The organism is Allobosea sp. (genome assembly GCF_048595345.1).
In the GTDB taxonomy this organism is placed as follows: domain Bacteria; phylum Pseudomonadota; class Alphaproteobacteria; order Rhizobiales; family Beijerinckiaceae; genus Allobosea.
In genome coordinates, this window is sequence record NZ_JBMDWH010000147.1 from 1 (window position 1) to 22,730 (window position 22,730).

Here is a 22,730-nt window from a genome sequence, read left to right on the forward strand (position 1 = left end):
CGCCACCACGGAGGCGAGACGGCCGACGACGAGCCCGGAGGCGTCGATCACAACCCACTTCTTTTCGACATCGGCGGGCTTGAGCGAGACGGTCTTCATCGCGGCACCCTTCGGTTGCGTAAAAAAGGACAAGCCGCCGGGGAGCCCGGCGGCGGTGTGGCGTGGGGATAGGGGCACGGCGCCCGGTTGTCAAGCGATACGATGACCTGCCGGACACCGAAAAACGATGAATTTCAGCGAGCTAGCCGAAACGGTATCATAATACCGCTATTTGCCCTTGCGCCTTCCCGGATAAGGCCACACCATCGAGGGCGGAGGAAACAACCATGACAACGACAAAAACCATCGTCGCAGCAGCGTGGCTCTCTCTCGGCCTCGCGGCGCCTGCTCTCGCAGAGGTCAACGTGATCAGCTCAGGCGGCTTCACCGCAGCCTATAAGGAACTGGTGCCGGCCTGCGAGGCCAAGATCGGCCAGAAGGTCGTCAGCGCCTATGGCGCCTCGATGGGTGCGGCGCCGGACGCCATCCCGAACCGGCTGGCGCGGGGCGAGCCGGCCGATATCGTCATTCTCGCCGGGGACGCTTTCGACAAACTGGTGCAGGACGGCAAGGGCGTGCCGGGCACGCGCACCGACCTCGCCCGCTCGGCGATCGGGCTCTCGGTCAAGGCCGGGGCACCCAAGCCCGACATCTCGACCGTCGAGGCCCTGAAGAAGACGCTGATGGAAGCGAAGTCGATCGCCTATTCGGCCAGCGCCAGCGGCACCTATCTCTCCGAGGAGCTGTTCCCCAAGCTCGATCCGAGCGGCCAGGTGATGGCGAAATCGAAGAAGATCTTCAGCGAGCGTGTCGGCACGATCGTGGCGCGGGGCGAGGCCGAGCTGGGCTTCCAGCAGGTCAGCGAGCTCGTTCCGATCGCAGGCTTGGATTTCGTCGGCACGCTGCCGGAAGAGGTGCAGCGCGTGACGATCTTCTCGGCCGGGCTCGCCGCCAACGCCAAGGAGCCGGCGGCGGCAAAGGCGCTGATCGCCTGCCTCGGCGGCCCCGACGCGGCCGAAACCATCCGCAAGACCGGGCTCGACCCTATCCCGCTGAAGTGACCGATTCAGGCGGCCGGGATCGAATAGGTCCCGGTCGCATGGCAGACCATTTCGGCCTCCCCCTGCGAATAGATCGCGACCTCGCCGACGGCGAGGCGCTTGCCGAGCTTCAACAGCCTCGCCTCCCCGATCAGCGCCGCCTGGCCGGGCTTGCGCAGGAAATTGACGTTGAGATTGGTGGTCACGGCCAACGCGACGGGACCGATCTGCGCGAGGATCGCGACATAGAGCGCGACATCGGCCAGCGTCATCATCGTCGGGCCGGAGAGGGTTCCGCCGGGGCGCAGATGCCGCTCGTGATAATCGCAGCGCATCCGCGCCGTCATCGGGCCGACCGCCTCGACGACATAGGTGCGCCCGCCGTGATGCAGCTGCGGGAACACCTCGTCGAGATAGGCGTCGATCTGCGAGACGCTCATGCGGGTGGCGGCGCTGTTCATCATGCACGAAACCATGGCCGGATGCGAAACTTGTCCTCTTGCAGCATGAGCGAACGGCCCGGACAATAAGCCAAAATGCATAAGAGGAACGCCGATGAACGCCCATCACGGCCCTGATACGGCCCCGCTGATCCGCAGCGACGCGCAGGGCGTCGCCACGCTGACGCTCAACCGGCCACAGACGCGCAATCCCCTCAGCGAGGCGACACTGATGGCGCTGAGCGAGCATTTCTCCGCCATCGCCGAGGACAGGACGGTGAAGGCCGTAGTGCTCGCCGCCGAAGGGCCGGTATTCTGCGCAGGCCATGATCTGAAGGAGATGACCGCCCATCGCGGGGACGAGGACCGGGGCCGCGCCTATTTCGAGGCGATTCTCGGCCTCTGCTCGGCGGTGATGCAACAGATCCCCGCTTTGCCGCAGCCGGTGATCGCTGCCGTCGAAGGCACCGCGACGGCGGCCGGCTGCCAGCTGGTGGCGAGCTGCGACCTCGCCGTGGCCGGAGAGAAGGCGCAGTTCTGCACGCCGGGGGTCCATATCGGGCTGTTCTGCTCGACGCCGATGGTCGCGCTCTCGCGCAACCTCTCCGCCAAGCACGCGATGGAAATGCTGCTGCTGGGCGAGATGGTGCCTGCTGCGGAAGCGGCGCGGATGGGGCTGGTCAATCGCGTCGTGCCGGCCGATGGCGCGCTGGCGGAGGCGCAGCGGCTGGCCGCGGTGATCGCCTCCAAAGCGCCGGCGACGGTCAAGGTCGGCAAGCGCGCCTTCTACGAGCAGCGCGAGATGGGCCTGAAGAGCGCCTATGACCACGCCTCTGCCGTGATGGTGGAGAACATGCTGGCCCGCGAGGCCGAGGAGGGCATCGGCGCCTTCATTCAGAAGCGGGCGCCGGTATGGGAGGGATAGCGCGCCATCGACGGACAGACGCGGGGTACCCCTCTTCTGTAACGAGAGGGCCAGGGGTGAGGTGTCTGCCCCTGGACCGGCGAAGCCTCCGCCTCACCGCAGCAGCGCGCAGGTGGCGCTCAAAACGTCCAACGGCCTTCCCCTCACCCCTGCCCCTCTCCCTCTGGGAGAGGGGTTCCCCGCGCCCTCCCTATGCGGACCGCCAAATGAACCACGACACCTATCCCGACAGCCTGATCCGCGAGGTGATGACCTCCGTGAAGCGCATCGCGCTGGTCGGCGCCTCCGCCAACGAGGCGCGGCCGAGCTGGATCGTCACCAAATACCTGATCGAGCGCGGATACGACGTCGTGCCGGTCAATCCGGGACTGGCCGGCCAGACCATCCTCGGCAAGACGGTTTATGGCATGCTGAAGGATATTCCGGGCGCGATCGACATGGTCGAGATCTTCCGCAATTCGGACGCGGCCGGGCCGATCACCGACGAGGCGCTGGCCCTGGTCCCGCTGCCCAAGGTGATCTGGATGCAGCTTTCAGTGCGCAATGACGAGGCGGCGGCGCGCGCCGAGGCGAAGGGCGTCACGGTCATCATGAACCGCTGCCCGAAGATCGAATATGGCCGGCTCTCGGGCGAGATCGGCTGGCAGGGCATCAATTCGCGCATTCTGTCGTCGAAGAAACCGGTGCTGGGAAAGGGCTTCCAGAAGCGGACCATCTTCGGGCCGGGGACGTGAGAAATTTATCCGGTGCGAAGCGCCAGCTCATCCGGGACAATCGGCGCAAGCCGCGCCGATCCGTGATCCATGCCTGAGCCCTCACCGGACAGGCTCCGGAACGGACGCCGGATCTCAGCTTCACTGCGCCCGGGAGGACCACGCTGAAGATTGCTCAGGGAGGCGGCTGACATGGCAGATCTCTCCACCACCTGCTGCATCGCCGGAGGCGGGCCGGCGGGCATGATGCTCGGCTTCCTGCTGGCGCGGGCCGGCGTCGATGTCGTCGTGCTGGAGAAGCACGCCGATTTCCTGCGCGATTTCCGCGGCGACACCATCCACCCCTCGACAATGCAACTGATGCAGGAGCTCGGCCTGCTGGGGGATTTCCTGAAGCTGCCTCATCACCGGGAACAGCATGCGGTCGCCCGCTTCGGAGCCACCGAGATTCCGATTGCCGATTTCAGCCATCTGCCGGTCGCTGCGCCCTTCATCGCATTCATGCCGCAATGGGATTTCCTGGATTTCCTGGCGGATCAGGGACGAAAGCTGCCGCGCTTCCGGTTGCTGATGCGTTCGGAGGCGACGGGGCTCGTCCGCGAAGGAAGCAAAGTCACCGGCGTCACGGCCGAAACCGCAGAGGGGGCGCTGTCGATCCGGGCCGCTCTCGTCGTCGCGGCCGATGGGCGCCGTTCCGAGCTGCGCGCCGCGGGGGGCTTTGCGGTCAAGGAGATCGGCGCCCCGATGGACGTTCTATGGTTCCGGCTTTCGCGACGGCCGGGCGATGTGGCGCAGACCTTCGGCCAGATCGGGAGCGGGCAGTTCGCCATCATGCTCAACCGGGGCGATTACTGGCAATGCGCCTATATCATCCCGAAAGGCGCTTTGGAGCGGCTCAAAGGCGAGGGTCTCGAAGCGTTCAAGGTCGGGCTGGGAAGCCTCCTGCCTGCCGTCGCAGATCGCCTCGACGAACTGGCCAGCTTCGACGATCTCAAGCTGCTCTCGGTCGCGGTCGACCGGCTTGATCGCTGGTGGCAGCCCGGCCTGCTCTGCATCGGCGACGCCGCCCATGCGATGTCGCCGATCGGCGGCGTGGGGGTGAATCTCGCCATTCAGGACGCGGTGGCGGCGGCGAACCTGCTGGCGCGGCCGCTGCGCGAGAAACAGCTCACCGACGCTGGTCTCGCCGCCGTGCAGACACGCCGGATGTTTCCGACCAAAGCGACGCAGATGCTGCAGGTCGCCATCCAGAACCGCGCCATCACCCCGATCCTGTCCGGGCGGGGGCCGGCCGAGCCGCCTGTCCTGCTCAGGCTGCTGAAGCACCTCCCGGCTCTGCAACGGGTCCCGGCGCGGGTGATCGGAATGGGCTTCCGGCCGGAGCATATCGGGCCGGAGCTGGCGGCGCGTCCCTGATTTGACGCTGCGAGGATCGTTCTTTAAAACGAACGGATCGTCTCGTCAGAAGATATCAGGGAGCACGCCATGACCGACCGGATGCCCGGATTCAACACCCTCGCCATCCATGCCGGCGCGGCTCCCGATGCGGCGACGGGCGCACGCGCCACGCCGATCTACCAGACGACCTCCTTCGTCTTCGACGATGTCGATCATGCGGCCTCGCTGTTCGGGCTCCAGGCTTTCGGCAATATCTATACCCGCATCGGCAACCCGACCAATGCGGTGCTGGAGGAGCGTGTCGCGGCGCTTGAGGGCGGCACGGCCGCGCTCGCCGTCGCCTCCGGCCACGCGGCCGAGTTCCTGAGCTTCCACGCCCTGCTTCAGCCGGGCGACGAGTTCGTCGCTGCCAAGAAGCTCTATGGCGGCTCGATCAACCAGTTCAACCATTCCTACAAGAGCTTCGGCTGGAACGTGATCTGGGCCGATTCCGACGATCTCGAGGGCTTCGCCAAGGCGGTGACGCCGAAGACCAAGGCGATCTTCATCGAGTCCATCGCCAATCCGGGCGGCGTCGTCACCGATATCGCTGCGATCAGCGCCATCGCCAAGCAGCACAACATCCCGCTCATCGTCGACAATACGATGGCCTCGCCCTATCTCATCCGCCCCTTCGAGCACGGCGCCGACATCGTCGTGCATTCGGCCACCAAATTCCTGGGGGGGCACGGCAATTCCATCGGCGGGCTGATCGTCGACGGCGGCTCGTTCAAATGGGCCGGGGATGAGCGCTATCCGATGCTCTCCAAGCCGCGGCCGGAATATAACGGCATGGTGCTGGGCGAGACCTTCGGCAATTTCGCTTTCGCCATCGCCACCCGCGTGCTCGGACTGCGTGATCTGGGCCCCGCGCTCTCGCCCTTCAACGCCTTCATGCTGCTCACCGGCATCGAGACGCTGCCGCTTCGCATGCAGCGCCATTGCGACTCGGCGCTCAAGGTCGCGCAGCACCTGTCCCAGCATGAGGCGGTGGAGTGGGTGAGCTATCCGGGCCTCACGGGCGACAAATATCACGACCTCGCCAAGCGCTATTCGCCGAAGGGCGCGGGTGCGGTGTTCACCCTCGGCCTCAAGGGCGGCTATGAGGCCGGCGTCAAGCTCGTCTCCAAGCTCCAGCTGTTCTCGCATCTGGCCAATATCGGCGATACGCGCTCGCTGGTGATCCACCCGGCCTCGACCACCCACCGCCAGCTCACAGACGAGCAGAAGACTCAGGCCGGCGCCGGCCCGCAGGTGGTGCGGCTCTCGATCGGGCTGGAGGATGCCGAGGATCTGATCGCGGATCTGGATCAGGCGCTCGCCTGACGCACCAGCCGCAACTCCACCTCGCGCTCGACATAGTCCCATTCCCGCGTGGCGCGCAGCCGCGCGGTGAGTCGGTCGAAATCATCCGCGTGTTCGGGTGCGAATTCGAACCAGGTCAGGAAGTCGAAAGGCTCGCCGAGGTCCCGGCTGTGGTGCAGCCGGCGCGCCACGGCAGGCAGATAGTCGAGCCCAATGCGGGTGTGGTGCGATGTTTCTTCGAAGATCGCACGGCGCTCGTCTTGTGCCAGCTCCCACCAGGACTGCGACTTGCGGATCGGGATCAGAACCGCCAGCGTCGCCTCAGGGCGTGCCAACGGGGCCGGGGCGAGCTGCAAGGCAGTGATCTCGGCGCGCGTCGCGTAGCGCGTGTTGCTGATCGCGCCGCGCAGGCGCCAGGTCGCCGGTTCGGCCGCCGACCCCTCTTCCGTGACGGCGATCGCGGCGACAGGCGGCAGCCCCTCGCCGATGAGCGCGTGGCTCGCGAGGACACGCCACTCGCCCGACTCTGCGCCCGAAAATGCGATGATGCGGGTCACCGGTGCTCTCCAGCCGGCGCGCGGCGGCGCGCCGCTGCGTTCATGCAAGCCGGCTGCCAGAATGGGCCCGCGTGACGTTCACCACCGCCATCGCCAGCACGGTAAAGCCGAGCGCTTGATGCGCGAGGCCGGCCCAGAGCGGCACGACCAGGAGCAGCGTGACGATGCCGAGCGCCGATTGCGCGAGGACGAGGCCGGCGATGGCGCCGGCTCGTCTCGCGCTGCCGGAGCCGGGCGCGATGGCGCGCATGCGCCAGAGATGCCAGAGCGCGGCGGCCAGCAGCAGATAGGCGCCGAGGCGGTGGTTGAACTGAACCAGCGCGACATTGTCGACGAAATTCTCCCAGAATGGCGTCTGGGCGAAGAGTTGCGAAGCGGGCGGGATCAGCGCGCCGTCGAGCAGCGGCCAGGTGTTGAAGGTGAAGCCCGCGCGCGAGCCCGCGACCAGACCGCCCAGCGCAATCTGCGCGAAGACGAGCGCGAGCAGCAGCCAGGCCATCGCCCTGCCCCGTGCCGGCTCGGCGCGCCGCTGCGGCGTCAGCGCCGTGGCGAAGGCGATGACGGAGGCGAAAAACAGCCCCGCGAAGGTCAGATGCAGCGTCAGCTTCACCGGCGCGACGGCGACCATGCCGGGCTGCAGGCCCGACGCGACCATGATCCAGCCGATCGCGCCCTGCAGGCCGAGCAGCAGCCCCATGCCGAAGAGCAGCGCGGTCTGCCGGGCGGGCAGCAGGCGCCGGACGGCGACGACAAGGAAGCCGGCGAGGAAAACCAGCCCGATGAACCGACCGAGCTGGCGGTGGCCCCATTCCCACCAATAGATGAACTGGAATTCGCCGAGGCTCATCCCCTCGTTGAGGAGCTGATATTGCGGGCTCGCCCGGTATTTCGAGAACTCTTCGGCCCAGGCCGAGCTTGAGAGCGGCGGCAGCGCGCCGGTGATCGGCTTCCATTCGGTGATGGAGAGTCCGGAGCCTGTGAGGCGCGTCGCGCCGCCGACCACGACCATCAGGAACACCAGCGCCGCCACGGCCCAGAGCCAACGCCGGATCCCGGCATGGGCGCCGCCCTGCAAAATGATGGATCGGGGTCTTTCTGCGGCGATCGTCACGGGAGATGGGCCTTCGGTCACGGCATGAGCGCTTCACAAGCGCCTCTGCAGGTGACAGATAGTCCCAGCGACCGGGCGCCGACAATGCCCGCATTGCCGCAGCCTCGATCGTCGACAGGCCGGCGGATCGGGATCGGACCTTGGTGGAGCACCGGATACAGCCATGACGCAGCGCAGCCGCAAGCTGGTCGGCACCTTCGCGATCCTGATCTTCGTCTGCGTCTATGCGCTGGTGGCGATGGCGCTGGCGCAAGGCCGCGTCACGGAGGCGCCGAAGCTGGTGCAGACGGTGGTTTATGTCGTGCTGGGCCTCGCCTGGGTGCTGCCGCTCCTGCCGCTGATCAAGTGGATGGAGCGCAAGGACGAGGCCTGAGCGACGCGCTCAACCGATGTCCAGCCGCCGCCCTCCGTTGCGCAACCAGAAGGGCAGCCCCGATAGCAGCATTCGCAGGGCTGCTTCATTCTGGTGCAGGCCATTCAGGGAAATCCGCGGCAAGGCGTGAGGATGCGCGGCGTGACCCGGCCAGAGATGGCCCGGGCGGGTCGTGACCGCGCTCGCGAAACCGGCCTCCTTCGTCTGAGCGAATTCGCGTGGGCCGGCCGAGGTCGGATCGCCGACCGGATAGGCGAAGTGCCGGATCGGAACGGCCAGCTCGGCTTCGAGCCGCGCCCTGCTGTCAGCGATCTCGCCGCGGGCGAAAGCCTCGTCGTGCTTGGCCAGCATCGGATGGGTCATCGTATGCGCCCCGATGGTGACGCCGGGTGCGCCGACGAGAGCCCGCAGTGTCTCCCAGGGCAGGCATTCGCGCTCGACCAAGGCGGCGGGGTCGATTCCGGCTCTCGTCGCCAGATCGGAAATCGCCGCGAGCAGAATCGCTTCCGGCCCTTTGCGCAGACGCCAGTAGAGCTTGCGGAAGGCCCGTGCCTTCTCGGCGTCGGTCACGGACGGCATGGCGAAGCGGCCATCGGGCAAGTCGAGTTCGATGCGTGGCAGCGCGCGGATCGCCTCTTCCAGCTCCAGCCACCAGAGTCGTGCCGTGCGGTCGGCGAAGCCGGGCGTCACGAACATCGTCCAGGGCGCGCCATGCTTCGCCAGCACCGGCCAGGCCTGCTCGACATTGTCGCGGTAGCCGTCGTCGAAGGTCAGCGCGACGAAGAAGCGGCCGCGCTTGGGACGGCTCAGGTGATCCAGCGCCTCGTCGAGCGAGACGAGATCATGGCCCTCGCTTCGGATCAGTCGCAGCGCGACATCCAGAAATTCGGGCGTGATCTCCAGCAGCGCGTTGGGCGCGAAGGCGCGCGGAGCGGCCGGACGGACATGGTGGAGCGTCAGGATCACGCCCGCCCCTTGAGCGAAGCCCCTGCTCCAGCGATCGGCTCCGGTCGCGGCCATCAGGCGGAAAGCGGCCGCGATGGCCTTGTGACGCGTGTCCATGGACCCATCCGTGAAACCGGCCGCTAACGCTGTCGACGAAATGCGCGGCCGGCCGCATGGATCATGGCCGGTCCGTTCACAATGCGGGGTTAAGGGAGGCTGTCGTCCACGCGCAAGAGGCGCCCAGAACCGTGCAGGCCGCCGCCCGATCCCTCGATGCCGGCTCGCTCCAGCCTTCGACCCCGGCGGCGGGCCTGCCCTGGCGCTCCATCGCCATCGAGACCGACATTGCGGGCCTCGCGGAGACATGGCGGGCGCTGGAAGCGCATGGGCTCGTCACGCCCTATCAGTCCCATGGCTGGGTCGACGCCTATGCACGGACCATCGGCAAGGCGGAGCGACAGGTGTTGCGCTATGCGGTGCTGCGCGATGCCTCCGGCGCCGTCTGCGCCATCCTGCCGCTGGTGATCACCCGCCGCAGCGGCGTTCGCTTCGCCGAGTTCATCGGGGGCAAGCACGCCAATTATCATATGGGCCTGTATGCGCGCGATTTTGCCGCCCGCTGCGACGCGCACTTGGCTCGGCGCATGCTGGGCGAGATCGGCGCCGCCATCGGCGGGCTCGACGCGCTGGTCTTCGTCAACCAGCCGGTGAGTTGGGAGGCCCTGCCCAACCCGGCCGCGCTCATTCCCGCCTCGCCGAGCCCGAGCGCGGCCTACAAGCTCGCCCTGATCCCCGGCGACGGCGAGGCGACTTTGCGCCGCTCGATGAGCAGCCATGCCCGCAAGAAGCTCAAGAACAAGCGGGTGCGCTTCTCGGAACAGGGCGCATCCTCCGTCCACCGCGCCCATGATCCGGCGGAGATCGCGGCGCTCGTCGATGCCTTTCTCGGCCAGAAGGCGGAGCGGTTCCGGGGCATGGGCTTGCCCGATCCCTTCGCCGATCCGGCGGTGAGACGATTCCTCATCGAAGGCGCCCTGCCCGGCCCGGACGGGCGCGCCGCGCTGGAAGTCTATGGGCTGGAGCTCGAAGGGCGCTGCATCGCGACCTATGTCGGGGCTGTCCAGGGCCAGCGCTTTTCGGGCATGGCGACGGCCTTCGACATGACCAGCTCGGCGGTGAAGACCAGCCCGGGCGAATTGCTCCTGGCCGAGCTGATCCGGCGCAAATGCGACGAGGGCTATACCAGCTTCGACCTCGGCGTCGGCGAAGCCCGCTACAAGACGAGCTTCTGCGACGAGCGCGATGCGCTGGTGGACAGCTTTCTGCCGTTGACACTGAAGGGGCGCCTGTTCGTGCGCTTAGCGGCGGCCAAGCGCGAGCTGAAGCGCCGGATCAAGGCCTCGCCGCGCGCACTGAGGCTCGCCCAGCGCGTCTCCGGTCTGCTGCGACGCAGGCCGGCGGCGCTTGAGGCCGAGTAGGGATCAGGCCTCGACCGCCTCCTCGTCCGTCTTCGGCACGGGGCGCACGGCCTCTCGCTCGGCGTCGAGGATGATCGAGACCGGTGCGGCGGTGAGTTCGCTCAGGCGATAGGCCGCCTCCAGCGCATGGCCGTTGCCGGCGCTGCCGCCCATCACCAGCGCGCCCTGGACCCGGCGCGCCACCTCCTCCAGCATCGCCGGATCGTCGTTGGAAGCGGCGCCGATCAGCACCCAGTCATAGGTTTCCGCCAGCGCGTCGAGCGCGGCATCGACCAGATCCGTCGCGGCGAAGACCGCCTCACGGCCGGCGCGGCCGGGGCCGATGGTGTGCAGGCGCGAGCCGGTGGGGCGCATGATGATGTCCGAGAACAGCGCCTCGCCGGCCAGGAGTTCGGAGAAGCCCGGTTCGCCATGCGCATCGTCTCCCGCCAGATCGAGCAGGATGCAGCGGCAGCGCTGGGCCAGGAGTTCGGCGAGATCGCCGGGCGTGGCGAAGCCGGCACCGGCGGCATCGAGCACCAGCGCGGTCGGCGCCATTCCGCGGGCCGGCTCCAGGGTCCGCTCGGCGATCTCGGCCAGGGTGATCTCCGGTCTGTCGAGATCGAGCCTGATCTGCCCGAGCCGGCCGGTATGGGTGAGCAGGCCGGCCACACGGTCGCGGCGCGACTGCTCGGGCGCGGAACGGTCGCGCGACGGGTCCGGCGCCTCTCCGTCCGAGGGACCGACCGGCACCCAGCGCGGGCCCGGGGCGGGAGCCTCGCCGCGCCCGTTCAGCAATTCGCGGGTCACGACGGTGGCCAGCGCGATCAGGAAGGTGGCGAGCGTCGCCACCAGCACGACGGGCAGCTTCTTGGGGAAGGAAGGCTCGGTCGGCTCGATGGCGCGCGAAACGATGCGGGCATCGGCCGGGGCGGCGTTGAGCGTGTCGCGCGCCGATGCCTCGCGGTAGCGCTGCATGTACTGCTCCAGCTGCTCGCGCAGCGTGCGGGCGTCGCGCTCCAGGGCGCGCAGCTGAACCTCGCTGCCATTGGAGCTGGAGACGCTCTTCTTCTGGCCGTCCAGCGCCGCCTCGAAGCTCTCGACCCGCTGGCCGGCGATCTTCGCCTCGTTCTCCAGCGTGCGGACGGTGCGCTCGGCGGCAGCGCGCAGCTGGCCCTCGAGATCGGCGAGCTGGGCGTTGAGCTCCTTGATGCGCGGATGGCCCGGCAGGAGACTGCGCGATTCCGCCGCGATCTGGGCGCGCAGGGTGACGCGCTGTTCGATCAGCCGGCGGACCAGCTCGTTATTGGCGACATCGGGAATCTCGAAGGTGCGGCCCTGCTTGATCGCATCGCGGATGAGACCCGCCTTGGCCTGCGCTTCCGCCTGCTGGCTGCGCGCCTGCGAGAGCTGGGCGGAGAGGTCCGTCAACTGCTGGCCGCTCAGCGTGTTGTTGTTGGGGCCGGCAAAGAGACCGTTGGCGGAGCGGAAGGCCTCGACCTTGGCATCGGCTTCGGCGACGCGCTTGCGCAGCGGCTCGATGGTGCTGGAGAGCCAGGCGGAAGCGCTGCGGGCATTGTCCTGCTTGGCCCCCTCCTGAAACTCGAGATAGGTCTCCGCGATGGTGTTCGCCGCCTTGGCCGCCAGCGCGGGGTCGCGGGAGGTGAACTCGATGGCGACGATGCGAGAGCGCCCGACGGGATAGACCAGCAGCCGATCGAAATATTTCTCGAGGACACGATCCTCCGGCGACCGATCGGCCGGATGGGTGCCGAGGCCGACGAGCACCGCAATCTTGCGCAGGGCGCTGAGCGCGCCGGCGCCCGAGTCGAATTCCGGATTGCCGACGAGTCCGATGCGCTTGATCGCCTCACGGGCGAGATCGCGCGACATGATGACCTGAACCTGGCTCTGCACCGCTTCGGGATCGAACTGGGCGGAGTCGCCCCCCTGCCCCGGCAGGGCATAGAAGCCGCTGCGGCTTTCCAGCAGGATGCGCGTCTCGCCGGTATAGCGCGGCGTCACCAGATTGACGGCGACCAGGGAAAGCACCAGCGCGGCGAGCGTCGGGCCCAGGATCCAGAGCTTGCGGCGTTTGACGGCGCGCCAGAGCGCCGAGAGATCAAGCATATCGCCCCGCCCCTCGCCGCCGTCACGCGCCTCGATCCCGACTGCAGCGGTCATGGCTCACCCGTTCAACGCAAAACGCCCACGCGCCACGGCAGCGCGCCGATGCATTGGAGGGTGTTAAGGTTATCGTCGCGTTAAGCCCCCGCAGCGGGACGAGCCAAATGCGCGGAAGCCTTTGTTAACCATATCGACCTAACGCTCGGATCACATTCCGCTCGGGTCGCGCCAGTGATGAATCGCCGCCATGTCCTCTTCGCTCTCGCCGCCGGCCTGCCGGCCGGCGCCTGCGCGCCGCAATATGCGGCGTCGGACTATGCGCTGGCCCAGCCGGCGGGGCCCTACAGGCTATCCAGCGGCGACAAGCTGCGCATCATCGTGTTCGGACAGGACAATCTCTCTAATATCTATGCGGTGGACGGCTCGGGCCGGATCTCGATGCCGCTCATCGACACCGTCGAGGCGCGCGGGCGCACGACGCAGCAGCTCGCCCAGGCGATCGAGGCCAAGCTGCGCGCGGGTTATCTGCGCGAGCCGAAGGTCTCGGTCGATGTCGACACCTACCGGCCCTTCTTCGTGCTCGGCGAGGTCACGACCTCCGGCCAGTTCCCCTTCGTGAACGGCATGACGGTGCAGACGGCTGTCGCCATCGCGGGCGGCTTCACGCCACGCGGGCGCCGCGATTCGGCCGAGCTGACGCGCCAGATCAACGGGCAGCTCGTCACCGCGAACGTGCCGATCACCTATCCGGTGCAGCCGGGCGACACGATCGTCATCAAGGAACGCTGGTTCTGAACGGGCCCGGCCGCGCTTTGCCGCTGGCGGCGGCGCGAGACGAGGCGCATCATCGCAGATCGGGAACGCATCGTTGAACGAGCCGCCGCTGAGGATCCTGCACGTCTTCCGCGCCCCTCTCGGCGGGCTGTTCAGGCATGTGCTCGACGTCGCGCGCGGCCAGGCCGAGCGCGGCCATGAAGTCGGCATCTTCTGCGATGCCACCACGGGCGGCGCACGGGCCGATGCGGTCTTCGGGGAGCTCTCCGAAATCCTGAGCCTCGGAATCACCCGCGTGCCGATGTCGCGCTATCCGAGCGCGACCGACTTCGCAGCCCTGCGCGAGGCGAATGCGCTGCGGGGCCGGCTGCAGCCGGATGTGGTCCACTGCCACGGCTCGAAAGGCGGCGTCTACGGGCGCCTTCCGGCCTTGTTCGATCCCGGCCGGCGCTATGTCACCGCCTATACGCCCCATGGCGGCAGCTTCAACTACAAGCCCGGCAGCGCGCAGCACCGGCTCTATATGGGGGTGGAGCGTCTGCTGGAGCGCGCGACCGACATGTTCCTCTTCGAGAGCCGCTTCATCGCCGGGCGCTTCGAGGCCTATATCGGGCACCTGCCCCGGACGGCCCATCGCGTGGTTCTCAACGGAATTTCGCCAGCCGAGTTCGAGCCGGTCGATCATTCGCAGGCAGCGTTCGACCTGCTCTATCTCGGTGAACTCCGCGCGGCGAAGGGCGTCGATACCCTGATCCTGGCGCTCGCGGCGTTGCGGCGGGAGGGGGTGACCCCGCGCATCCTCATCGTCGGCTCGGGTCCGGACGAGGCCCAGCTCAAGGCGATGACGGTCGCGCAGGGCGTGGCCGAGCAATGCGTCTTCGCGCCGCCCGGGCCGATCCGCCAGGCGCTGGAACAGACGCGGGTCATGGTCATTCCGTCCCGCGCCGAATCCCTGCCCTATGTCATTCTGGAGGCGGCGGCCGCGGCACAGCCGCTGATCGCCACCCATGTCGGGGGGATCGGCGAGATCTTCGGCCCGCGTCATCGCCATCGCATGATCCCGCCCGACGATGTCCCGGCGCTGGCCGGCGCCATCCGCGCCATGCTGGCCCGGCCCGTTCAGGACCGGCAGGACGAGGCCGCCGATCTGGCCGAGACCGTGCGCCAGACCTTCCGGCTGGACACGATGATCGACGGCGTCGTCAGCGCCTATCGCGACGCGCTCGCAGCCCGGCGGACCGGACGGTCCGCAGTTACATCAGCTTGAGGCCGAGCACGCCGGCGAGCACCATGGTGATACCCACCCAGCCGGAGGGCGCGATGCGCTGGCCGAAGGCGAGCGCACCGATGATCGCGGTGGCGACAAGGCCGACCCCGCCCCAGACCGCATAGGCCACCGACAGGTCCATCCCCTTGATGGCCTGCGCCAGAGCTCCAAAGGCGGCCATGACGAGCAGGATGCCGGCAAGGCCGCGCCCGCGATGGGCCAAACCGTTCGACAGCTTGAGCATATAGGTGCCGGCAAGCTCCAGCAGAACGGCGAGCAGGAGCCAGAGATAAGGCGCTGCCTGAACGAGGAAAGCGGTCACACCAGCCTCCCCTCGAGCTTGGGAGCGCTGGCGCGCGGGAGGCCGCTGGCGAGCTTGCCTGCGGAAGGCTCGCGGCGGGCGCCCCCTTCGCGCGGGCGCTCGGCCTCCCCGTCCCCGATGCCGGCCTCGATCAGCAGGATACCGCCGACGATCGCGGCCAGAGCGAGGATGCGGCCCAGCGTCAGATGCTCACCGAACAGGACATGGCCGATCAGGGCGATGCCGACGATGCCGATGCCCTCCCAGACCGCATAGGCGACGGCCATCGGGATGACACGCAGGGCGACGCTGACGAGCGCGAAGGACACGCCGATCAGCAGCAGGGGCAGAAGGGCGACGAGCCAGGAGGATGATACGACCGATTTGAGAGCGGCGGTCGCAATGATCTCGACGGCCACGGCCGCGAGCAGAAAGAACCAGTGAAAAGACATGTTGCACACGGGCGGAGCCGGCGCTGAACGTCGCGACGCGACGCAGGGACAGCCTAGCAATCCTTGAAGATGATCTGACGATGAACTCTGATTTGAAAGGTCGCCGCAGCGTTGCTTCGGCGATCGGCACCGCGAAGGATGGCAACGCCCTGCAAGGGCGAAGGACCTGCGCTCAAAATGTGCTTCTCAGACACTCATCGCGAATGGATATGCGCCCTCGGTCCCATTCTGTCAACTCTCAATGGTCTTTTAAAACAGTCACTTACGGAAAACAGAGTCGGAAAACCGACTTGGTTTTCCTTGCGCAACGCACTGGCGGGACAGGACAATTTCAGGATTTTCGAAGCGCGGTTTTACGGCGCGAAAAAATCTTGCCGGGGGCCGTTTGAACCACGCGAATCAGCCGAGACAGCGAGCCTTCCGGTTAAACGTTCCGAGAGCAATTTGAGCTAGACCCCTGCTCGGGCCAGCGTCGTCGAGAGCGCCGCCGGCCGGGTTGAGGACATGAGGTCATGGCTGCTTTCGACGTCCGCGACATGTTGAAGGCGGATGCCGCCGCCGCATCGCCGACCAGTTTCGGCGGCGGGTCGGAGCCGCGCACGCATCGCTTCCACCCGCTCGCCGAGCGCATTGCCGCGATTCCGGTCAAGCCGACGCTGTCGCCAGTGATGATCGAAGGGCTGGTGCGGCTGGCCGATGCGGTAACGATCTGCGCGGTGGGCGCCCTCGTCTTCGCGGCCTATGCCGCCGGCAACGTGGCCTCGCTGCTGCCCTACCAGATCACGGTGGGCGCGCTGGCGATCGGCGCACTCGCGCTCTTCCAGATGCTGCGGCTCTACGTGGTCGGCTCGCTGCGCAACTATGTCGGCACCGCGATGCGGCTGCTGAGCGGTTGGACGACGCTGTTCATGGTCGCCATCGCCGTCTTCTTCTTCCTGAAGATCGGCGATACCGTCTCGCGCGTCTGGCTGCTGGGTTTCTATGTCGGCGGCGGCCTCGCTTTGCTGGGCGAGCGCTTCTTGGCGAACCGGATCGTGCTGCGGCTGACGCGCTCGGGCCGGCTGGAAAGGCGCACCGCCATCGTCGGCGGCGGCGAGGCCGGGATCGCCCTGATCAAGGCGCTCGAAGCACAGAACGACACCGGCCTGCGCATCTGCGGGGTGTTCGACGATCGCGGCGACGACCGCTCGCCGGACCTCGTCGCGGGCTATCCCAAGCTCGGCACCATCGACGATCTGGTCGAATTCGCGCGCCGCACCAAGCTCGACCTGGTGATCTTCACCCTCCCGATCTCGGCCGAGGCGCGGCTGCTTGGGATGCTGCGCAAGCTCTGGGTGCTGCCGATCGACATCCGTCTCTCGGCGCATATGTCGAAACTGCGCTTCCGCCCGCGCTCCTATTCCTATTTCGGCGCCGTGCCGGTGCTCGACGTGTTCGACCGCCCGATCGCCGATTGGGACGTCGTGGTCAAATGGCTGTTCGACAAGATCGTCGGGACGCTGGCGCTGATCGCGCTCTCGCCGGTGATGCTGGCGGTCGCTATCGCCGTGAAGCTCGATTCGCGCGGGCCGGTCCTGTTCCGGCAGAAGCGCTACGGCTTCAACAACGAGACGATCGACGTCCTCAAATTCCGCTCGCTCTATCACGAGATGACCGACCACAGCGCAGCCAAGCAGGTCACGAGGGGTGATCCGCGCGTCACCCGCGTGGGCCGCTTCATCCGCAAGACCTCGCTCGACGAGCTGCCGCAGCTCCTGAACGTGGTGTTCAAGGGCGATCTGTCGCTGGTCGGCCCGCGCCCGCACGCGATCCATGCCTCGACCGCGAGCCGCGCCTATGAGCAGGTGGTGGACGGCTATTTCGCCCGCCATAAGGTCAAGCCGGGCATCACCGGCTGGGCGCAGGTGCATGGCTGGCGCGGCGAGACCGACACGGACGACAAGATCCAGCGTCGCGTCGAGCACGATCTCTACTACATCGAGAACTGGTCGGTGCTGCTGGACGTCTACATCCTGCTGAAGACGCCCTTCTCGCTGCTGACCAAATCCGAGAACGCCTATTGAGCGCGATCGCCGAGACCGGCAGCACTGCCCCGGCCCGGCGCGGGCCGTTCATCGCCTATGCCTCGATCCAGCGCGGCGCGCTGTGGCTGCTCGGCGCGGCCGGCGGCTTCGTGCTGGTCGAGCCCTCGCCCTATGAATTCGTCTTCCTGCTGGTGGTGTTCGCCTTCCTGCTCACCGGCATCAAGCTGTCGCAGAAGCTGCTGCCGCTGATCATCCTGCTGCTGCTCTACAATCTGGGCGGGGTGTTTTCGCTGATCCCCTGGATGGACGAGGCACCATCCGTGCGCTTTACGGCCGTGTCGGTCTATCTGATGCTCAACGCCATCGTGCTGGCGGCCATCATGGCCGAGGATGCGGGCGGGCGGATCGAGACGCTGCGGCGCGGCTGGACCTTCGCGGCCTGGTATGCGGCGATCGCCGGCATTCTCGGCTATTTCGACGTATCGGGCCTCGGCGACGTCTTCAGCTACGCCAGCCGCGCTTCGGGCACCTTCAAGGACCCCAATGTGCTCGGGCCCTTCCTGGTGCTGCCGGTGATCTTCACCCTGCAGCGGATGCTGATCGGCCGCAGCAGCATGGCGCGCGGCCTCTTGGTGATGAGCGTGCCGCTGATGGGCCTGTTCCTCACCTTCTCGCGCGGCGCCTGGGGCCATCTCGTCGCCTCGGTGGTGCTGATGGCGGCGCTGACCTATCTGGCCTCACCCAGCGTCGGGCAGCGCGCCCGGATCGTCGGCCTCTCGATCCTGGCGAGCGTGCTCGCGGCGGCGGCGTTGCTCGTCGCGCTATCCTTCGAGTCGATCCGCTCGGTGTTCGAGATCCGGGCCTCGCTGGAACAGAGCTATGATCTCGGCGTCACCGGCCGCTTCGGCAGTCAGCTGCGCTCACTGCCCTTGCTTCTGGACGCACCCAACGGTTTCGGGCCGCTGCGCTTCCGCTTCCTCTTCCCGGAAGATCCGCACAACGTCTATGTGAACGGGTTCGCGTCCTATGGCTGGCTCGGCGGATTCGCGTGGCTCGCCCTGACCGCGGCGACGCTCTATGTCGGCTGGCGGCTGGTCTTCCGCCGCTTTCCGCTGCGCATGGAAGCGATCGCGATCTGGTCGGTGCTGTTCGTCACGATCCTGCAAGGCATGCAGATCGACACCGACCACTGGCGGCATCTTTATGTCATGCTCGGCCTGATCTGGGGCCTCGCGGCACTGCCCGACGGCGGTGCCCTGCCCCGAACGCCGAGCGTGCGCAGCACCTGACCGGGCGATCGACCCGGCGTCAAACCAGCCAAAACGATGGAAAGAATGGTCGGAGCGAGAGGATTCGAACCTCCGACCCCTTGTCCCCCAGACAAGTGCGCTAACCGGGCTGCGCTACGCTCCGACGGACCGGCTTATAGTGGCGGGCCGGCCGGGATGCAATGCGCTTCATGCATCTTCTGTGGAGCCGGCACGAGATCGCTCCGGCTCCGGACTTGGAGGCCGGCGCCCGGAGGCGGCCGGCCCTGCGTCAGCGTCGAGCGAGCCACTGCGACAGCTGGCCGATATCGGCCTGAGTCAGCCCATGCCCGGCCGGCAGCGCCTGATGCCGCACCTCCGCGCCCGCAGCGGCAAAGGTTTCGGCCAGGCGCGTCGACGCGGCCGCAGGCATGATCGGGTCCATCAGCCCCGAGAGCAGCAGCACCGGTTTGCCGGTCAGATCGACCCGCGGCGGATCGCGAAACGGCGGCATGGCCCGCAGCAGGGCCGCGCCGGCCAGGACCTCAGGCCTCAGCAGCAGCAGGCTCGCGGCGATGTTGGCGCCGTTCGAGAAGCCGAGCGCAATCGGGGAAGGCTGGCCGTAGCGTGCGCGCGCTTCCCCGATGAAATCCGCCAGCTCATGCGTGCGGGCGGTGAGGTCGGCCTCGTCGAAAACGCCTTCGGCCAGACGGCGGAAGAAGCGCGGGGCCGCGCCCTCCAGCACCTTGCCGCGCGGCGAGAGCACGCTCGCCCCCGGCGCGACGGCACGGCCGAGGGGCACGAGGTCATGCTCGTCCCCGCCCGTGCCGTGCAGCAGAAGGAGCGGCGGCCGATCGGGATCGCTGCCGCGCTCGAAGACATGGACGAAGTTGGTGGCGGTGGTGGTCATCGGCTGTCTCCCTTTGGAAGCGGAGGGGCCGCCCTGCCCTCGAAAGCGACAGGGCGGCCTCGAACAGTTGTTTCAGTCGAGCGCGGGAAGCACCGCCTCGATCTCCTTGCGATGCGCCTCGTATTGCGGCGGCAGCTTCAGCGCCTTGCCGAGATCGGCAGCCGGCTCGTCCACGGCGAAGCCGGGGACATCGGTCGCGATCTCGAACAGGACATGGCCGGGCTCGCGGAAGTAGACCGAGCGGAAATAGTTCCGGTCGCGCTGTTCCGTGGTGCGGATGCCGTGGTTCTCTGCCAGCCGCCGCACCATGCCCTCTTGAGCCGCGTCGTCGGCGGCGCGGAAGGCGATGTGATGCACCGAGCCGGCGCCCTGGCGTGCCGGCAGGAAGCCGCCCGCGACCCGAAGATCGACGATGCCACCCACGGCGACCCCGTCCACCTTGTAGCGGATCAGGGTGTTCTCGCGCCCTGCTTCTGCAAAGCCGAAGACGTCGGTGAGGATCGCTCCGGTCGGCGCCGCATCGGCCAGCAGCAGGCTGACGCTGTGGAAGCCGCGGATCGCGTTCTCGGCGTCGATACCGCCCTCCGTCCAATAGGGCTCGCTCTCGACGCCGGGCACGCCGACCAGAGCCAGCCGCATGCCGTCCGGATCGCGGAAGCTCAGCACGCTTTCACCGAAGCGCCTCGCCGGCGCCTCATGGGGCACGCCCTGCTCGATGAAGCGCTGCGTCCAGAAGCCGATCGACCCCTCCGGCACGCGGAACACCGTCTCCTGCGTCTCGCCGATGCCGAGCCGACCCGGGGCGGCATTGTCCCAGGGGAAGAAGGTCAGGATCGAACCCGGGGCCGCATCCGCATCGCCGTAATAGAGGTGGTAGGTGCCGGGATCGTCGAAATTCACCGTCTTCTTGACGAGGCGCAGGCCCAGGACCCTGCCGTAGAAATCGAGATTGCGGCGGGCGGGGCCGGAAATGGCGGTGACGTGGTGAAGGCCGTTGATCTGCATGATGTCCTCCGTCTCGGGGGCGGCGCCGTCAGGGCGCTGCGTCGTTGACGGCAAGATCGTGCCATAGAGCGCAAAGAACCAGAGGCATTTCATTGCATGGTTGCAATGGAACATCCCGGGGCGCACAATGCGCCAAGTCGCGGCGGCTGCTGCCGCGTCGTTTGCGCCGGAACGGATGCCGCCATGACCCCTGCCGCCAAGGCTCTGGCCTGGGACGATTTCAAGCTCATCAAGGCGATCGCCGAGGAGCGGGCCTTGCCGGCGGCGGCGCAGGCGCTCGGCATCAACCACTCCACCGTGTTCCGTCGCCTCGGCCAGATCGAGGAAGCGCTCGGGGTCAAATTGTTCGAGCGGCATCGCAGCGGCTATGTCGCCACGCCCGCAGGCGAGGAGATGGTGCAGCTCGCAGGGCGGGTGGACGAGGACATCACCGCCTTCACCCGCAAGCTGGCGGGGCAGGAGATCAAGCCGGCCGGCGAATTGCGCGTCGCCACCAACGACACGCTGCTGGTCGATCTGCTGACGCCGCTTTTCGCCAAGTTCCTGGGACAATGCCCGGATATCCGGCTCGATGTGCTCGTCGGCAACCGGGCTGCCAATCTCTCCAAGCGCGACGCCGATGTCGCGATCCGGGCCACCGACAATCCACCCGAGACACTGGTGGGGCGCAAGCCGGCGCGCATTGCCTGGGCGCTCTATGGCCGCGCAGCCGATTTCGCAGGGACGCTACCCCTCGATGAGGATGCGCTGTGGGAGCGCCCCTGGGTGTCGCTGGGCGAGCAGTTCACCATGATGAGCGCGGTGCGCTACATCGCGCGCCATGTCGCGCCCGAGCGCGTCGTCTACAAGCTCAATACGGTGCTGGGGCTGGCGGAAGCAGTGGAAGCGGGGATCGGCATCGGTTTCCTGCCCTGCTTCATCGCCGATGTCCGGCCGGGGCTCACCAGGCTGGCGCCGCCGGCGCAGCAGCTTTCCGCCGATCTGTGGCTGCTCACCCATCCGGATCTGCGGCACACGCCGCGCGTGCGGCTGTTCATGGATTTCATGGCGACGGAACTGGGCAGGGTGAAGCCGCAGATCGAAGGCCAGCGCATCTCAGCCACCGCCGCCGATTGAGGGCACGCGGGCGCCAGGAAAGAGCGGCCCCTCGGCCGGGGCCCGAACGGCCGGGGCGCTTTCAAGCTCGACCGGCAGGGTTTAAGGTCTCCGGCATGGAGATCATTGTCCCCGCCATCATCGGGCTCAGTCTCATCTGGCTGATCGGACGCGGCGTTCCGTGGAACGCCAAGCTGGTGACGGTGGTGGTGACGCTCGCCGTGATCCTGCTCATCGTCGTGCTGGAACAAGGCGGCTATTGGCCCGAGGAACTGCGCCGCCGCTGAAGCAGCCTCAGGCCGAGGCCAGCTTGAGCCCGATGATGCCGGCCACGATGAGACCGATGCAGGCCAGACGCAGCGCATTGGCAGGCTCGTTCAGCAGGACGATGCCGAGCACCGCGGTGCCGACCGTGCCGATGCCCGTCCAGATCGCATAGCCCGTCCCGACCGGCAGCGATTTCAGCGCGAGCCCGAGCAGGCCGACGCTCACCACCATGCTGGTGACCGTGAACACGGTCGGCCAGAGCCTGGTAAAGCCCTGCGTGTATTTCAGGCCGATCGCCCAGGCGACCTCGAACAGGCCAGCGACGACGAGATAGAACCAGGCCATGACGGCGCTCCTGCGATTGGCGCGGGCCGTCCCGCATGTCTGCTCGGCACGGAGAGCGCTCATGCCGCCGGGGTCGTTCCCGCCGCTGGTCTAGAGCATCGCTTCAAAAAGGGGAATCGCGTTTTCGCAAGCCACCCGATGCCGAGCGCGCCGGGCGAAGCGAAGGATCAGCCAACCGGCGCGCAGGCCTAACGGACAAGCGCAGGATGCCGATGTGGCAGCCGGCCCTGATCTAAACCCGCGCCTCAGGCCGGCTCTTCCTCGGCGGGCTTCAGCGCCCGTTCGAGGATGAGGCGGCATTCGCCGAGTTCGCGCATCACGGCGGTGAGGACACTGACATCATCGAGCCCTTCGGGCACGGACGGCCTCGGCGCCGTCCAGCCGCCATCCGGCGCGCCGTTCGCCTCGGTGCCCGGTGCGCCCGGAGCCTGCGCCATCGCGCCGATCGGCCCGCCGCGGCCGATCGCCTGGACGTGGCGAGGCCCCTGTTCCTTCAGGATGCGCTGAAGACCCTTGATCGTGTAGCCTTCGCCGTAGAGCAGGCGGCGGATGCCCTTGAGCAGGGCGACATCGT

Annotated in this window: 24 protein-coding genes, 1 tRNA gene and 1 pseudogene; 13 read left to right on the plus strand and 13 right to left on the minus strand. The window is 67.5% G+C overall.

What is annotated here, in order from left to right:
* A pseudogene (locus ACOJTB_RS13835) lies at nt 1-99 on the minus strand (50S ribosomal protein L13); the annotation flags it as partial.
* 227 nt (nt 100-326) lie between these two features.
* Between ACOJTB_RS13835 and ACOJTB_RS13840 the strand changes: the two are divergent.
* Nucleotides 327-1,100, plus strand: a complete 774-nt coding sequence (locus ACOJTB_RS13840) for a substrate-binding domain-containing protein (protein ID WP_420103110.1) — start codon at nt 327-329, stop codon at nt 1,098-1,100.
* A 5-nt stretch (nt 1,101-1,105) separates the two neighbouring features.
* Here the strand turns inward: ACOJTB_RS13840 and ACOJTB_RS13845 are convergent, their stop codons facing one another.
* The gene (locus ACOJTB_RS13845) at nt 1,106-1,543 is read right to left on the minus strand and encodes a PaaI family thioesterase (protein ID WP_420103111.1); all 438 of its coding nucleotides are present in this window, start codon (nt 1,541-1,543) and stop codon (nt 1,106-1,108) included.
* A gap of 91 nt (nt 1,544-1,634) precedes the next feature.
* Here ACOJTB_RS13845 and ACOJTB_RS13850 point away from each other — a divergent pair, with 91 nt between their 5' ends.
* The 4 genes from ACOJTB_RS13850 (at nt 1,635) to ACOJTB_RS13865 (ending at nt 5,920) form a co-directional block, all read left to right on the plus strand.
* Nucleotides 1,635-2,444, plus strand: coding sequence for an enoyl-CoA hydratase (locus ACOJTB_RS13850; RefSeq protein WP_420103112.1), 810 nt, complete (start codon nt 1,635-1,637; stop codon nt 2,442-2,444).
* Between the two features lie 206 nt (nt 2,445-2,650).
* Nucleotides 2,651-3,178 (plus strand): CoA-binding protein, encoded by a 528-nt coding sequence (locus ACOJTB_RS13855; RefSeq protein WP_420103113.1) that lies wholly within the window; start codon nt 2,651-2,653, stop codon nt 3,176-3,178.
* 171 nt (nt 3,179-3,349) lie between these two features.
* Complete coding sequence (locus tag ACOJTB_RS13860; RefSeq protein WP_420103114.1) at nt 3,350-4,573, plus strand: FAD-dependent oxidoreductase; 1,224 nt, start codon at nt 3,350-3,352, stop codon at nt 4,571-4,573.
* Nucleotides 4,574-4,642: 69 nt separating this feature from the next.
* Entirely contained in the window at nt 4,643-5,920 is a 1,278-nt protein-coding gene (locus ACOJTB_RS13865; protein ID WP_420103115.1) for an O-acetylhomoserine aminocarboxypropyltransferase, read from the plus strand.
* Here the strand turns inward: ACOJTB_RS13865 and ACOJTB_RS13870 are convergent.
* A complete protein-coding gene (locus tag ACOJTB_RS13870) occupies nt 5,905-6,456 on the minus strand; it encodes a chlorite dismutase family protein (protein ID WP_420103116.1) in 552 nt (183 codons plus the stop codon). The genes ACOJTB_RS13865 and ACOJTB_RS13870 overlap by 16 nt on opposite strands.
* A 40-nt stretch (nt 6,457-6,496) precedes the next feature.
* Nucleotides 6,497-7,588 carry a COX15/CtaA family protein gene (locus ACOJTB_RS13875; RefSeq protein WP_420103117.1) on the minus strand — a complete coding sequence of 364 codons (1,092 nt, stop codon included), beginning with the start codon at nt 7,586-7,588 and terminating at the stop codon, nt 6,497-6,499.
* A 142-nt stretch (nt 7,589-7,730) separates the two neighbouring features.
* On the opposite strand from ACOJTB_RS13875, the gene ACOJTB_RS13880 reads away from it, so the two are divergent.
* Nucleotides 7,731-7,940: a DUF2842 domain-containing protein gene (locus ACOJTB_RS13880; RefSeq protein WP_420103118.1), complete on the plus strand. Its 210-nt coding sequence runs from the start codon at nt 7,731-7,733 to the stop codon at nt 7,938-7,940.
* 9 nt (nt 7,941-7,949) lie between these two features.
* Here ACOJTB_RS13880 and ACOJTB_RS13885 read toward each other — a convergent pair whose 3' ends face one another.
* The gene (locus ACOJTB_RS13885) at nt 7,950-9,002 is read right to left on the minus strand and encodes a polysaccharide deacetylase family protein (protein WP_420103119.1); all 1,053 of its coding nucleotides are present in this window, start codon (nt 9,000-9,002) and stop codon (nt 7,950-7,952) included.
* A gap of 131 nt (nt 9,003-9,133) precedes the next feature.
* Between ACOJTB_RS13885 and ACOJTB_RS13890 the strand changes: the two genes are divergently transcribed.
* Nucleotides 9,134-10,363 (plus strand): GNAT family N-acetyltransferase, encoded by a 1,230-nt coding sequence (locus tag ACOJTB_RS13890; RefSeq protein ID WP_420103120.1) that lies wholly within the window; start codon nt 9,134-9,136, stop codon nt 10,361-10,363.
* 3 nt (nt 10,364-10,366) lie between these two features.
* Here the strand turns inward: ACOJTB_RS13890 and ACOJTB_RS13895 are convergent, their stop codons facing one another.
* The gene (locus ACOJTB_RS13895) at nt 10,367-12,526 is read right to left on the minus strand and encodes a GumC family protein (protein WP_420103121.1); all 2,160 of its coding nucleotides are present in this window, start codon (nt 12,524-12,526) and stop codon (nt 10,367-10,369) included.
* A gap of 177 nt (nt 12,527-12,703) precedes the next feature.
* Here ACOJTB_RS13895 and ACOJTB_RS13900 point away from each other — a divergent pair, with 177 nt between their 5' ends.
* Nucleotides 12,704-13,264, plus strand: coding sequence for a polysaccharide biosynthesis/export family protein (locus ACOJTB_RS13900; RefSeq protein ID WP_420103122.1), 561 nt, complete (start codon nt 12,704-12,706; stop codon nt 13,262-13,264).
* Nucleotides 13,265-13,337: 73 nt separating this feature from the next.
* A complete protein-coding gene (locus ACOJTB_RS13905; protein ID WP_420103123.1) occupies nt 13,338-14,510 on the plus strand; it encodes a glycosyltransferase family 4 protein in 1,173 nt (390 codons plus the stop codon).
* Here ACOJTB_RS13905 and ACOJTB_RS13910 read toward each other — a convergent pair.
* Nucleotides 14,497-14,832, minus strand: coding sequence for an SMR family transporter (locus tag ACOJTB_RS13910; RefSeq protein WP_420103124.1), 336 nt, complete (start codon nt 14,830-14,832; stop codon nt 14,497-14,499). The genes ACOJTB_RS13905 and ACOJTB_RS13910 overlap by 14 nt on opposite strands.
* Nucleotides 14,829-15,263, minus strand: a complete 435-nt coding sequence (locus ACOJTB_RS13915; RefSeq protein WP_420103125.1) for a DMT family transporter — start codon at nt 15,261-15,263, stop codon at nt 14,829-14,831. The genes ACOJTB_RS13910 and ACOJTB_RS13915 overlap by 4 nt, the downstream gene beginning before the upstream one ends.
* 512 nt (nt 15,264-15,775) lie before the next feature.
* On the opposite strand from ACOJTB_RS13915, the gene ACOJTB_RS13920 reads away from it, so the two are divergent.
* Together ACOJTB_RS13920 and ACOJTB_RS13925 are read left to right on the plus strand one after the other, a co-directional pair.
* Complete coding sequence (locus ACOJTB_RS13920) at nt 15,776-17,326, plus strand: undecaprenyl-phosphate glucose phosphotransferase (RefSeq protein WP_420103126.1); 1,551 nt, start codon at nt 15,776-15,778, stop codon at nt 17,324-17,326.
* A complete protein-coding gene (locus tag ACOJTB_RS13925) occupies nt 17,323-18,576 on the plus strand; it encodes an O-antigen ligase family protein (RefSeq protein WP_420103127.1) in 1,254 nt (417 codons plus the stop codon). Before ACOJTB_RS13920 ends, ACOJTB_RS13925 begins: the two co-directional genes overlap by 4 nt.
* A gap of 46 nt (nt 18,577-18,622) precedes the next feature.
* Here ACOJTB_RS13925 and ACOJTB_RS13930 read toward each other — a convergent pair.
* From ACOJTB_RS13930 to ACOJTB_RS13940, 3 genes are all read right to left on the minus strand, one after another.
* A tRNA-Pro gene (locus ACOJTB_RS13930) sits at nt 18,623-18,700 on the minus strand.
* 126 nt (nt 18,701-18,826) lie between these two features.
* Complete coding sequence (locus ACOJTB_RS13935; RefSeq protein WP_420103128.1) at nt 18,827-19,444, minus strand: alpha/beta hydrolase; 618 nt, start codon at nt 19,442-19,444, stop codon at nt 18,827-18,829.
* A 72-nt stretch (nt 19,445-19,516) separates the two neighbouring features.
* Complete coding sequence (locus ACOJTB_RS13940) at nt 19,517-20,449, minus strand: ring-cleaving dioxygenase (protein WP_420103129.1); 933 nt, start codon at nt 20,447-20,449, stop codon at nt 19,517-19,519.
* A gap of 183 nt (nt 20,450-20,632) precedes the next feature.
* Here ACOJTB_RS13940 and ACOJTB_RS13945 point away from each other — a divergent pair, with 183 nt between their 5' ends.
* Together ACOJTB_RS13945 and ACOJTB_RS13950 are read left to right on the plus strand one after the other, a co-directional pair.
* Entirely contained in the window at nt 20,633-21,565 is a 933-nt protein-coding gene (locus ACOJTB_RS13945) for a LysR family transcriptional regulator (protein WP_420103130.1), read from the plus strand.
* 95 nt (nt 21,566-21,660) lie between these two features.
* Nucleotides 21,661-21,831, plus strand: coding sequence for a hypothetical protein (locus ACOJTB_RS13950; protein ID WP_420103131.1), 171 nt, complete (start codon nt 21,661-21,663; stop codon nt 21,829-21,831).
* A gap of 7 nt (nt 21,832-21,838) precedes the next feature.
* Here ACOJTB_RS13950 and sugE read toward each other — a convergent pair whose 3' ends face one another.
* Together sugE and ACOJTB_RS13960 are read right to left on the minus strand one after the other, a co-directional pair.
* The gene (gene sugE, locus ACOJTB_RS13955) at nt 21,839-22,156 is read right to left on the minus strand and encodes a quaternary ammonium compound efflux SMR transporter SugE (protein ID WP_420103132.1); all 318 of its coding nucleotides are present in this window, start codon (nt 22,154-22,156) and stop codon (nt 21,839-21,841) included.
* Nucleotides 22,157-22,401: 245 nt separating this feature from the next.
* A partial coding sequence (locus ACOJTB_RS13960) for a MerR family transcriptional regulator (protein ID WP_465248407.1) occupies nt 22,402-22,730 on the minus strand: 329 nt, incomplete at its 5' end.